Raw genomic sequence first — 12112 nt, forward strand, 5'->3', positions numbered from 1 at the left:
ACATCCTCTAATATTAAAACAAACAACAAAACTCTAAAGCATAAGAAACACCCTTATGAATACGCTAAAGATGTCAACTACTAATAAATTAAATCTGTGGATCATCATTGCACTCACTTGCTTTATTGCTTTTTTACATTATCAATATTTTTATCATATTGGCATGATTGTGCATAGGGTACAGCGTGTACAACATTATTTTGACAGTCTACACAACCCCCTTAGCATTGGCTTATTTGTGGTGGGTATTTTTATTGCCACTTGGTTATTTATCATGCTCTCGAGCATCGTGGCAAGCCTCTTCACTGCGATACAAATACAGTTGGTATTGCCCTTTTCTTATCTGATGGAAAAAAGAGCTTATGATAAACAGCAAAAATCTCAGCAGTTATCAGATAGCACAGTAAATACAGATGATACAGATACAGATGATACAAAAGAAGAAATAGTGACCGTGTCGTTAGGTAGACTAGGTAGCGATGGAAGTGAAGATAAACAAATACCTATTTTACTTTCAAGAGCGCCACAACCACCAACGCCACCCAAAGTTTTGACCGTCACGGCTCAGTTATTCGTCGGTTTTCTTTGTTTTCCAGTATTATATTTAACTTTTTTTGCTCCCAACTTTAGTTATACAGATTATTCTGTGGGGCAGATAGCAGCATATATGCTGCTGCATAACTTGCTATTTTTTACCTTTTTATCTCTCACTTTTATGGCAATGCATTTTGACAAAAATGTCACCTTTCTCATCATGCTACTGCTGCCATTTATCAGTCTTTATGTCATGATATTTTATTATCCACTTGATAGTAGATTGATGATATTGCTGGTTAATTCACTATATTGCAACTTTTTACTGTTGGCTTTGGCACTATTATTTGTATTATGGATTGCTTGTCTATTTTCTGAAACAGGATAAATAATATGGATTAACGATATCTAGCTATTGAAGTATGGCATGATGGTATGGATATTTATTTGGATTTGGGTTGAGCCTCACTTTCTTCAGCCATTGCCATGCTATATTTTTTTAATTTTTTCAGGCTTAAATAACCAATATATTGCTTATCTTCTGCCACTTCGTCCTCTTTGGCAATGGGAGTGATACACAACTGCCCGCCTGCCAATAGCGCATTGACATCATAGATATCATCCACATCCACCGTCATCTTATCGTCAATATGCGATGAGGCATCAAATGGCATGTTGGGGTCATTAAACTGATAATGCTGATAAAACTCTGTTTGCTTTGCCTGTTTAATGGCGAGTGCTTGGGTTGGCGCAACCACCAACATTTTGTGATGATATTCTTCAAACTGCTCCGGCAAATAGCCGCCTAAATTTAAAAAAAATAACTTTAAATCCTCATTTGCAGTCGTCAGATTATCTGCCGCTTTTTGACTCTCTGGCAGCCATTCAATACAATAATCCCCTACCCGAGTCACTTGCCGATAGGCATCAATGTGCCAAATGTCTTTTGCTTCAAGCCAACGCTCATTAATGGCAGGATACAATTCATGAATATGATCTGCTATCCCAAAAAACATATCGTGTTGCTCAATTAAGCGTCCTTTTGGGGTTGCACCAATTTTTACCATAAATAAAGTTGCCATCACTCTTCCTTGTGTTACTATCTTCCTTTTTTAAGTCATAGTATGTACTAGTTACAAACTAAGCAACTTCTTAATCTCTAAGCCACTGTAAGCTAAAATCAAATCAGCAAAGCTATTTGAGCTTACAGTTTTCTCCAACACACATTTTAATCAGACGGCGTGGCGGTGTGGCAGGAGTATTGGTCAATGTCCCTGTTGATGAGCTGTTTGTACTTGGAGAATAAACACGGCGAATACTGGTACGAGTGGCATTATAGCCATTATCATATGTTGCTGTCCCGTTATTATTGGCAGTATTAATGGCATTGCTACTGGTGGCAAAGCCACTGCCTGTATTTGCTAATAAAGATTTTAAACCATCATACAAGTCATTGGCTGCTCGCTCATAGCCCTTGCGTGAAAAATGCACCCCATCTGAACGCCCCAAACCTTGCGCTATCCAGTTTTTCATACTACAACGACCACCCATGGCATCTTGCCAGCTCCAATACAACGCCCCTGTACTGGCTGCAACTTGGCGAATTTGCGCTTGCACATTGTCCAGATTGGTCGCTCGGGTGCCACAGCTTCCTGCGGTGCTTTTTAGGCTCTCTGGGGCATTAACGAGTAAGATACTGGCATTGGGCAGACCTTGACGAACTTGACTAATGGCTTGTCGTAAAGCAGCTACTTGTCCACTGACATTACTTTGAAATGCCTCATTAGTACCATAAGCTAGGATTACCAAGTCCGCTTGGCTATTTGCTAAATCTTGTGCCAACTGAGGGTGCCAACGCTGCCAATAATCTTGGGTTGCACCATTAATCCCCATTGCAGATACCATTCCTCCTGTGGAACGACTGAGCCAAAACCCACCAAAGTCAATATTACTATTTGCACGTAAGGTACTTGGGAAGGTTAATGGGGTGCTGAGTGTCTGCCAGCCATTACGACTCAGTGCAAGATTACGCACCCCACTGGCATCACTGACTTCAATACTCTGCCCTGCATTGCCCTTCACCACGATGCGAGCATTTTGACGGTCACCATTATAATACTGACTGGTTAAGGTTAGATATCCAGTTGAGTAGTTTGGCGTTGCCACCATACCTCCAAGTGGATAGTCTGCGCTTTGGTTAAAACGACTGTTAGTCAACTGCCACCCATTAGATTGATAGCCATGACGGGCAGCTCGTTGCCCTTTCACATCCATGGGATAAGCAAAGCCAAGACCGCCATCACCCACATCTGCTTGCAAGCGTTTACGCAACTGCTCGGTAAAATAATCACCCGCTGTATGTGAGTCACCCACTTGCAAAATATGTACATTTTTATGGGCAAAAGCTTGCTGCAAGCCCGCCAAATTTTGACCAAAATTTTCTACAGGGGCAGCATAGAGCGCTTGACTTAGCGTCAAAACAGAACAGCTCATGACCGCTGTTAGGCTCATCTTACGCAAACCTGAATACATCAACTTCATATCTATTCCTTTTGGCTCATTGCCCAGAGCAAGTTATTTATGAGTTATTTGTGAGTGATGTGTCATATATAGTTTATAACATACATTAGATACTATATAGAGTCATCATTACCGTTTTGTCGTTTTGTATAGTGACACAGTTTTATTGCTCAGTAGTGTCAGACAATACCTTAATATGTGACACAATGGCAGCCGCCAATCGTTTTTGACCTGTCGGGGTAAAATGTATGCCATCAGCAGTACGTACTTTTATTTTTTTACCCTCAATCGTCATGCTATCTGAATATAGATTGCTATTTGCATCATCTAACAACATTGGCTTGGTATCTAACAACACAGCTTGAGTATTGGGTATGACTTGATGATACAATTTTGTCAATACTTCCATATCTTCTTTGAGTTTGTCACTTTTCATCGCCGGTGGTGTTAGCCACATCACTTGTACTTGATGATTGTCGGCAGCTTGCAAAATACGCTGAATTTTTTGACTATATAATTCGTTCCACTTTGGTGAGCCAAATTTAATATAGGTCGCTCCTGGGTGCTCAGGGTCAGGTACTGCCCACGGGTCATTGGCACCCAATAACATCACCATCACCCCAATATCAGGATTGTCAGCAATGGTTTTCTCAACAGTGGCAGGCCAATCAAAAAAGCTACTATAGCTAAGCCCTGTGTTTTGTTTACTCAAATCAATACTGGCAATTTGGTATTTGCTCTGTAGTTCCCGCATCGCCCATGGCGCAACACCTTCCATCATTGAATCACCTGCAAAAAATACTTTTTGCTCAGGCATGATTTGTACTTCGGTCATCACTTTGGGTTTGCGTGCCTCTTCTGCCTCTAAGCGTCTGCGCTCTTGCATCTGTGCCAAACGCTGCGCTTTTAAAGCTTCTTGTTGCTGACGCTCGGCTAAAATATCTGCATATAGTAGCTGATTAAGCTGACTGTTACTCAGATGGTTAAAATCTGCCAATCCTGTCATCATTAATGATGGGTCTGTGTAATGCTGCGGCAAAAGCCCTGTTTTCCAATAGGGCAGTTGGTTAAGTGCTGTCCACACATCTGCTTGCTGATAAGTTTGCTGCCAATAACTGCTTAATCTATCATGTTTAAACCAACTAACCAGCAGTACTGACAACACCATCACTGTAGCTACTTGCCAAATCTGTAGCTCTTGGGTAATCTCATCAATACTTGTTAACACAGTATGCTCTGTTATCTGCTTATCTTGGTTAGAATTGGTTTTCATATCGCAACTTTCAACTTTTTTCAATTAAACAATAAATTAAATAGGGTAAATGAATTAGCAAACTAAAATACGCTAAAAATTAGCATAAATAAAGCCAGGCAACCCTTCAGGCGCAAGATTAAATACCAATACCACATATAAGCTTATCACTACTGGTAATAACCACCACGGAATATAAGACAACAGTTTTGCTAATTGCTCACGAGCCTGTCCCAAAAATGGATAAATCAACCAAGCCAATAGCATGATTAGTAAGGTAGGTAATACCGATAAACTAAATGTCGTATCAAAGACATTGCCCAATGCTTGCAATACTTGTAACGCTTGCTCTGTGGTAACACTACGGAAAAATACCCAACCAAATGCCACATAATGAAAGGTAATAAAAATCGCCAGTGGTTTGGCATAATTGGTCAACCAAAAACGTAGCTTAAAGCGTTTTAAAATATTTAACCACACCAACGCTAAGCCATGAATTGCGCCCCAGATAAAGAAGTTCCAGCCCGCACCATGCCATACCCCTGAGATGACAAATGCCAACATCAAATTAAGCTGTACCCGCCAAAAACTACAACGCCCACCGCCGAGTGGAATGTATAAATAATCTCGAATCCAAGTCGATAAGGTGATGTGCCACTTTTTCCAAAAGTCTTGAATATCGGTTGCCAAATAGGGGCGATTAAAGTTTTCTGGCAACCGAAATCCCAACAGTAAGGCAATGGCAATCACCAAATCGGTATAGCCAGAAAAATCAAAAAACAGTTGCAGTGAATAAGCATAGATTGCCGTCAACACTTCCAAACCATGAAACTGCAAAGGATTGGCAAATACAGGATTAACCCATAACGCTTCAAGCCACCCTGCTAAAACCAACTTTTTAAACAGCGCAAATATAATCAATGCCAAGGCAACATAAGGCTCAATGATATAACGCCGAGGCAGAGGGATAATTTCCACAACAGGCGCGTTATCCCCTACCCGTAAGCCTTCACGCTTGCGTTGATTGGCTGGATTATTGTGCTGGCTAGCATCAGAGCTGGCAGTATGAAAACCGGTTTGTGCTGCATTTGCACCATTCGCCAACGGTGTGTCTGCAATAGTCAGCGATGGGTTGGGTAGTACGGCGGGCAATTGCCATTGTTTTTGTGCCGCTTTGGCACGAAAAATCGGGCCAGCAGTCAAGGTCGGTACAAATGCCAAAAAAGCAAATAGTATGTCTGAGGGCATCGGCTGCATCTCTTTTTTATACACATCGACCAAATAACTGATGGCTTGGAAGGTATAAAATGAAATGCCCAGTGGCATGATGATATCTAAAGGGGTGATGTTATGCCCACTTAAGATGGTCTGATTAAGCTGCTCAATGGTAAAGTTGGTGTATTTAAAAAAGCACAAATGCGCCACCAAAGCAACCAATCCGAGCAACAAAGTGAGCCGCCTTTGCCACTGCTGCTTTGCCAGCATAAAGCCATAAGTACAAGCTTGTAGTACCAACCATACAAAGACAATACTGATTAAAAACAGCCATTGCCAAGACAATAAAAAGCCAATACCTGCTAATAACAACAGTGCATTTTGTAATTTAGGGGAACGATAACACGACCAATAAACAATAAAAAACAGCACAAAACACAGTGCAAACTCATAAGATAAAATAGCCATAAATAACGCCCAAACTGTAAAACAGGGCGTATATTCACACGAACCCTATCCCTTACACAAAACTGGATATAATCATACCACCTCAATGCCAAAGACAATAACTTATTTGTTATCATCATTGACTATTTATTAATTATATACTGTTCGCCATGCTAATAAAAATGAATCATTAGCAATTGCTAACCCTCTAGTTAGAAAATACAGGACTAAAATAAAAAAAGGTGAGCTATCAATTACTAATATAGATAGCCCACCTTTGTTGAACACATGTTACTTTAAACTTTAGCGACGGCAAGCCATCAAAATCACATATCACGAGATTTTAAGATATTAAGACAGCTATCATTGGCAACTTTTGCTAATACCTCGGGCAAGGTATCTGCCGCTTTATTCAGCAATAATTGCACGCCCACTTCTGCCGCACCTGCAAAGCCCAACTTTTCGGCTAAGGTTGGCTTTTGGCGAGAATGTAGCGCATACACTTCATGCTCTTCCATCTGCTCTAGCAGATAGCTGTCTGAGGTTTTTAGCTCATCGACCAAATTAAGATGCAGCGCATCTTCGCCATACCAGTGGTCGCCATTGGCAACTTTATCTAGCTCAAGCTGTGGGCGATAGGTATTAACAAAGTGCTTAAATAGTTTATGCGTTTGCTCCAGCTCTTCTTTGTATTTGGCACGGTCATCATCGTCGTTTTCGCCAAATACAGTGACGGTGCGTTTGTATTCGCCTGCGGTAAACATTTCATAATCAATGTCGTGTTTTTTGAGCCATTTATGGAAGTTGGGCAATTGTGACACCACGCCAATCGAGCCGATAACCGCAAACGGTGCTGCTAAGATATTATCAGCAACACACGCCATCATATAGCCACCACTGGCAGCGATTTTGTCCACACACACGGTCAGCGTCAATCCTGCTTCTTTAAGGCGCACTAGCTGCGCTGCCGCTAAGCCATAGCTGTGTACCATGCCACCGCCTGACTCTAGGCGTACCACCACTTCATCACCTTTGTTGGCACTGCTAATGAGGGTGCTAATCTCTTCTCGCAGATGCTTGACACCACTGGCTTTGATATCGCCATCAAAATCAAGTACAAAGATACGTTTGTCATCTTTTTTGTCTTTTTTGTCTTTGTTTTCTTTGGCAGATACTTTGGCATCTTTTTTATGCTTGGCTTTGTCTTTCAGCACTTGTTTTAACTTTTTGGCAAGTTGCTGTTTGAGCGAGGCATTGTCTTCATCATCATTTTCCATCGCTTCTTTTAGGTCATCACGACGTTGTTGTTGGTTTTTATTAAGATGAATGACACGCAGCTCAACAGGGTTTTTGGGTGGGTGAAATAGCATATTATGTCCTTTAAGATAAGTTACAAGATGATTAGAATAGATTTGATAGATAAGTGTAGATATGCGATTAGTGATGCTATTTTTCAAGTGGCAATTGACTATATACAGGCTGTCATATAAACATGACAACAACAACCACACTTTTTTCACTCTATTTTTATCCCATTCACTCCAATCAGTCCAATCACTGCATTTACCGCATTCACTACATTCACTTTTGTGGCTAACTGTCGCTAACTGTGGCTAAGTGAGGCTAACTACTAAGCATTTATTTAATCCCAACCCATTCTTTCTAGAAAAGCTTCAGTTTCTCTTATATCTTGCCTGTTTTGCTCAGCATTCCTATTATGTTGCTCAATTGCTTGCCTGTGTTGGTCTATTGTGTCATAGACGCTGATATCTCCAAGCATTTCTCTATCATATCTTCCCAATATGTCATTCGTCTTATCGCCATTTGTTAGCATTTGTGCATCTATACTTGCCCTTTGTTCAGCCGTCAGTAGACTTGGTATAAAAAATTGTGTCTTCCCAACGCCAATAATATCTTCCATTAAATACTCTCTGACTGCCATAGTGCAGTATCTTAAGATTTTCTGCTCACTAAAATCTGGATATTTTTGTTTTAAGGCGGTGCCATACACCGTCTTAAACGCTATCTCCCCTTGTGGCTCATTATTTAATAAAAATGCAAACAATGAGCGAGCTTCTTCCTCAATTGGGTTAGTGGTCGCTGGTAGGGCATCAAGCTGTTGGCGTAACTGTGCTATTTGTTGTATCTCTGCGGGGGTGAGATTGCTTGTGGTAGTGGTAGAGGTTGGATTGGCAGTATTAGTATTGTTGGTATTGGCATTAGCACTGCTAAACGCTAACGGCATGGCAACTGCCAGCATACATAGCCCTGCTTTTATCACGGCTGGTCTGCGTGGTTGACTGTTTATCATGTTTATCATGTTTATCATATTTAGCATGTTTAGCATCGGCTGTTTTATCGTATACTTTTTCATAATGTGGTTACTCATATTGGTCATAAGCATTGTTATAGACAATCAAGCTCTGTACTTTTTATTGCTTATGGGCTTTTGATTAAATTTAGGGGCTATGGTCATTTTAAGCAACAGACATAACAAATAATTTGATAAATTGCTGAATAGACGCTTTAGGGTCTGCTGAACTTTCACCACGTCAGGTTAATATCTGAAAGGGATGTAGCTATTTTGTACTTTCATGTAAAAATTGGCTAAATTTGCCTTATTCTGCGTTAATGAACTTGTTAATATCTCGATATTACCTGCATTCATTGCCTTGACTAAGTCACTGTTTGTTAAAATCAGTATCTCAATTTTTCCTATGAAGGTGAATGTTCAACAGACCCTAATAAAAAACTTAAAAGACATTAAAATATTTTATAACACGTTTTGCTAGTTGATAACAGGATAGAATAGGTAAAATAACAAACCATCAGCAAACGCATAAGAACAATGTATAAAAATATAGTTAGCTTATTATCCAAATTATCCAAACTTTTTTAATCGGTGATTGAGCATGTTAAATCAAGTGAGTAATTATTTTGAGCTGGATTTGGGTGCGTGGCAATTAACCGATGTCAGTCAGCAGTCGTTTCGGGTGATTCCAAAACGCAAAAGTTGGTCGGGCTATGGTGATTATCACTTTTTAAACAACGGCTTATTGCTTGGGCGGGGGGATATCTATAATGGCACTGGCGTGGTTGAAGAGAGTATGCCGTTTCGCTGTTTTTTTGGGATTCATATTTTAATTGATGCCAATTATGATTTAACTGCCAGTAATCTAAAACAGACAGTATCAGCACGCCCAAAACAGATTTGGGGACGTTATGGCAATTTTGGTGAGATTTGTACCACATGGCAAGAAAACAGCCGTCAGCAAGTGGTCAGCTTAGACTTTCCTGAAGAGTTGTTGTTACGTTGGCAAGAGGACTTTGCCCTACCTGATTGGCTCAATCTACCCAAGCATGGTATGAGTGGTGATGATGGCGGTCTGATATTGTTGTCTGATTTACCCATCAAGCCTGCACTGATATTGCAAGCCTTACGAATTATCAATCAGCCCACTGAGACGCTGACAGACTCGCTGACGTTAGAGAGTTTGGCGTTGTCATTATGTGGTCGATTGTTATCGCCATCATCTGATGGTGCATCTTCAAGTCAGACGCAAACCATGACTAAAAAATCGCTAATGATTAAAAATAAAGTCGATGATGCGATTGATATTATCCATGCCGAGTATCATTTACCGTTGACCATCTCAGGATTGGCTCGGCAAGTGGGTATCAACGAATGTTATCTAAAACAAGGCTTTAAGGAACGTACAGGGCAGACGATAGCGACTTATATCCGTCAGTTACGTTTGCAACAGGCGTTGCGATTATTGCTTGATGAGGGTATGAGCGTTCAGCAAACGGCATATTATGTGGGTTATCGTGATGTGGGGCATTTTAGCCAGATTTTTAAAAAAGAGTTTGGTTATTTGCCGAGTGAGTTGTGAGGGGTAGGTTTGTATAAAAAGGTATAGAAGGGATAGTACAGAAGGAAAGTCAAAATGCTTCCATTAGATGAATTACAACTTTGGCAAAAATTAGACAGTGCCTATGGTGATGCAGAAACTTTACCAGAGTTAATCTTAACATTAACCAAAACGGAAGATAGCGATGTTGCTGATGAGATAGTTTGGGAAATTATCTATCATCAAGGCTCAGTGTATCAAAGCACATTGGCAACGGTGCCTTATTTGGTAAAAATTGCCCAAGAAACCACAAATGTTGATTTAAAAATGAATTTGGTTTTATCATTAGGCACACTATTAACGGGGTTTGATAGTACAACAGATATAAGCGTTTTTTTCCAAGATAATAGTGAAGCTCACAATAGCAATAATAATGAAGGCAGTACTGATAAAAAAACACAACAGCAAATCACAACTGCCTTTATGCAAGCCATAGTCGACTTTAAAGCCTTAGTGAATGACACCTTTACAATGGCAACTGCCTTAGATGACGTATCAAAAATATATTTTTTAGTTAGTTACCTTGTCAGTATGGGACAGCATCAAGCCGCAGCATTATTTAATGTATGTAGCGACAGTGATGAATTTATCGTTGCCTGTCCAAACTGCGAACAAGAGACGTATTTATGGAATGAAGAAGATGGTTTAAAGGTTTATAAAACTGACCCAGTATGTACTAATATTGACTATTCTACTGATATAGAATTAAGTAATTCTGACTCTAATAGTAATTTAGTTTGGCTAGAAAATGCCATTGACCGTATTGAAATCGAGACTTTAAAACCACTGATGCCGTATTTTAAAGGCAGTATTATTTGTCCTCATTGTCAACAAAGTATTCTTGTTTTTCATGGTCTGCTAAATGCCTATGGCTCATCTTACCCACCTTGCCCGCATGAACCAAAGTGGTAGTCCAATATAACGTTTATATAACATGAATTGTTTTTATTTACTAATTATTTGAATGAATTAGTTAGGACTTACGCAGTTTCATAGATTATTGGCGGCTTTATTAATCGTACTTTTGTGTAAGTCCTATTAGTGATAATTTAACATAGAATCTCCAAAATCAGCGCGATAATGGAATTCATAGGTGATTTTCCTTTAAATTTTTGTTAAGGCAGAATGCTTTTAACACTCTATAGTTACTAAATATTATCAAACTGAATAAAGTTATTTGCTATGTCATGTAAGTTAATCCCTAAGTTCTCTATTTCATTTATGGTAGGTGGCATATTAACACTACGAATTTTCTTATTGAGTTTTTCTCCATTTAAACTTTCACAATAACCACAATCAGGACAAGTAAATAATATTGAATCATCTTGGTCTATTTTAGTAAGCAACAAACCACCTTGACGGCAACAATCTTGACAATTATTCACAGATTGCAGATATAAAAAATCTTCTAGGCTATCTCTAATGTGCATAAAAAAGTCGCTAATTTTGCTAAATTTAGTATTGCATAATGCATCTATACGAGTTTTTATATTTTTTGGACTATAATTTATATAGTTAATAGGATAGTTATCAATCTCAATATATAAATAAACCTCAAGCTCCTCACTAAACATATTACAAGAACAACTTTTTATTTGGCAATCACAAAGTATTTCTAAAATAGTTTTTATCAAGTTGTAAGCACTATAATTATTTATACTTTTAAGTTTATTTTTATAATCTTCAAACTGCTTTTTAGTATGTTTCATATTCTATCTACTAAATATTTTTAAAAGAAGAAGAATACGCCAGTATTTTTCTTATAAGCTAATTGAAAAAAATCATTAATACTTCTAAGCACCATATTATCTTGATGTTTTAGAATATAAATATCCATAAATTTCTTTAACCTATCTAGCTTATCCTCTAGTATTTCTTCCCACTCATAATCAGCAATCATTACCCCTAGACTGTTATTAAGCTCTTGAAAGAATCCCATATTAAATAATTCATCAAACTCACTTTGCTTTAAATGATACTCTATTAAATCATTGTCCATACATATATCATAATCCAGTCTTTTCTCTGCTTCTTTTGAAACTGGTATTACTATAATCCTGCCTTTCATCATCTACTTCCCATTTATTAGCACGTATAAAATATGCTAATCATGCTACCCCACTATATTGTAATTGTAGCAATTTTTCCCATTTCCCCTATCATTTTTCCCGATTGCCTATGATGGTTTTATTGAGAATAACTATCATTTACCTGTAGAATGGTTATTTATAGA

The 12112-nt window shown here is 38.8% G+C and carries 11 protein-coding genes; 3 read left to right on the forward strand and 8 right to left on the reverse strand.

Annotation, left to right across the window (positions count from 1 at the left end):
• The first annotated feature begins 55 nt into the window (after positions 1 to 55).
• Positions 56 to 922 carry a hypothetical protein gene (locus tag FHK89_RS07995; protein ID WP_230658889.1) on the forward strand — a complete coding sequence of 289 codons (867 nt, stop codon included), beginning with the start codon at positions 56 to 58 and terminating at the stop codon, positions 920 to 922.
• A 55-nt stretch (positions 923 to 977) separates the two neighbouring features.
• Here FHK89_RS07995 and FHK89_RS08000 read toward each other — a convergent pair whose 3' ends face one another.
• The 6 genes from FHK89_RS08000 to FHK89_RS08025 all read right to left on the reverse strand — a co-directional run bounded on the left by FHK89_RS08000 (position 978) and on the right by FHK89_RS08025 (position 8279).
• Positions 978 to 1616, reverse strand: coding sequence for a DUF1543 domain-containing protein (locus tag FHK89_RS08000; protein ID WP_230658891.1), 639 nt, complete (start codon positions 1614 to 1616; stop codon positions 978 to 980).
• A 112-nt stretch (positions 1617 to 1728) separates the two neighbouring features.
• Positions 1729 to 3075, reverse strand: a complete 1347-nt coding sequence (locus tag FHK89_RS08005) for a GDSL-type esterase/lipase family protein (protein ID WP_230658893.1) — start codon at positions 3073 to 3075, stop codon at positions 1729 to 1731.
• 142 nt (positions 3076 to 3217) lie between these two features.
• Positions 3218 to 4327 (reverse strand): SGNH/GDSL hydrolase family protein, encoded by a 1110-nt coding sequence (locus FHK89_RS08010; protein WP_230658895.1) that lies wholly within the window; start codon positions 4325 to 4327, stop codon positions 3218 to 3220.
• 72 nt (positions 4328 to 4399) lie between these two features.
• Positions 4400 to 5989 carry an MBOAT family O-acyltransferase gene (locus FHK89_RS08015; protein ID WP_230658897.1) on the reverse strand — a complete coding sequence of 530 codons (1590 nt, stop codon included), beginning with the start codon at positions 5987 to 5989 and terminating at the stop codon, positions 4400 to 4402.
• 305 nt (positions 5990 to 6294) lie between these two features.
• Positions 6295 to 7338, reverse strand: coding sequence for a protease SohB (gene sohB / locus FHK89_RS08020; protein WP_230658899.1), 1044 nt, complete (start codon positions 7336 to 7338; stop codon positions 6295 to 6297).
• 272 nt (positions 7339 to 7610) lie between these two features.
• Positions 7611 to 8279 (reverse strand): hypothetical protein, encoded by a 669-nt coding sequence (locus FHK89_RS08025; protein WP_230658901.1) that lies wholly within the window; start codon positions 8277 to 8279, stop codon positions 7611 to 7613.
• Positions 8280 to 8880: 601 nt separating this feature from the next.
• Here FHK89_RS08025 and FHK89_RS08030 point away from each other — a divergent pair.
• Both FHK89_RS08030 and FHK89_RS08035 read left to right on the forward strand, forming a co-directional pair.
• A complete protein-coding gene (locus FHK89_RS08030; RefSeq protein WP_230658903.1) occupies positions 8881 to 9861 on the forward strand; it encodes a helix-turn-helix transcriptional regulator in 981 nt (326 codons plus the stop codon).
• Positions 9862 to 9915: 54 nt separating this feature from the next.
• A complete protein-coding gene (locus FHK89_RS08035) occupies positions 9916 to 10791 on the forward strand; it encodes a hypothetical protein (RefSeq protein WP_230658905.1) in 876 nt (291 codons plus the stop codon).
• A gap of 236 nt (positions 10792 to 11027) precedes the next feature.
• On the opposite strand, the gene FHK89_RS08040 is transcribed toward FHK89_RS08035, so the two are convergent.
• Positions 11028 to 11588 (reverse strand): hypothetical protein, encoded by a 561-nt coding sequence (locus FHK89_RS08040; RefSeq protein ID WP_230658907.1) that lies wholly within the window; start codon positions 11586 to 11588, stop codon positions 11028 to 11030.
• 20 nt (positions 11589 to 11608) lie between these two features.
• Complete coding sequence (locus tag FHK89_RS08045) at positions 11609 to 11950, reverse strand: hypothetical protein (RefSeq protein ID WP_230658909.1); 342 nt, start codon at positions 11948 to 11950, stop codon at positions 11609 to 11611.
• Positions 11951 to 12112 lie beyond the last annotated feature (162 nt).

This window comes from Psychrobacter sp. I-STPA10, assembly GCF_021012795.1.
GTDB lineage: Bacteria > Pseudomonadota > Gammaproteobacteria > Pseudomonadales > Moraxellaceae > Psychrobacter.

Excerpts from the sequence above, each read along its gene's own strand:
- FHK89_RS08010 (WP_230658895.1), bottom strand. The coding sequence starts at position 4,327 with ATGAAAACCAATTCTAACCAAGATAAGCAGATAACAGAGCATACTGTG.
- FHK89_RS08025 (WP_230658901.1), bottom strand. The coding sequence starts at position 8,279 with ATGATAAACAGTCAACCACGCAGACCAGCCGTGATAAAAGCAGGGCTA.
- FHK89_RS08005 (WP_230658893.1), bottom strand. The coding sequence starts at position 3,075 with ATGAAGTTGATGTATTCAGGTTTGCGTAAGATGAGCCTAACAGCGGTC.
- FHK89_RS07995 (WP_230658889.1), top strand. The coding sequence starts at position 56 with ATGAATACGCTAAAGATGTCAACTACTAATAAATTAAATCTGTGGATC.
- FHK89_RS08015 (WP_230658897.1), bottom strand. The coding sequence starts at position 5,989 with ATGGCTATTTTATCTTATGAGTTTGCACTGTGTTTTGTGCTGTTTTTT.
- FHK89_RS08045 (WP_230658909.1), bottom strand. The coding sequence starts at position 11,950 with ATGATGAAAGGCAGGATTATAGTAATACCAGTTTCAAAAGAAGCAGAG.
- sohB (WP_230658899.1), bottom strand. The coding sequence starts at position 7,338 with ATGCTATTTCACCCACCCAAAAACCCTGTTGAGCTGCGTGTCATTCAT.
- FHK89_RS08040 (WP_230658907.1), bottom strand. The coding sequence starts at position 11,588 with ATGAAACATACTAAAAAGCAGTTTGAAGATTATAAAAATAAACTTAAA.
- FHK89_RS08000 (WP_230658891.1), bottom strand. The coding sequence starts at position 1,616 with ATGGCAACTTTATTTATGGTAAAAATTGGTGCAACCCCAAAAGGACGC.
- FHK89_RS08030 (WP_230658903.1), top strand. The coding sequence starts at position 8,881 with ATGTTAAATCAAGTGAGTAATTATTTTGAGCTGGATTTGGGTGCGTGG.
- FHK89_RS08035 (WP_230658905.1), top strand. The coding sequence starts at position 9,916 with ATGCTTCCATTAGATGAATTACAACTTTGGCAAAAATTAGACAGTGCC.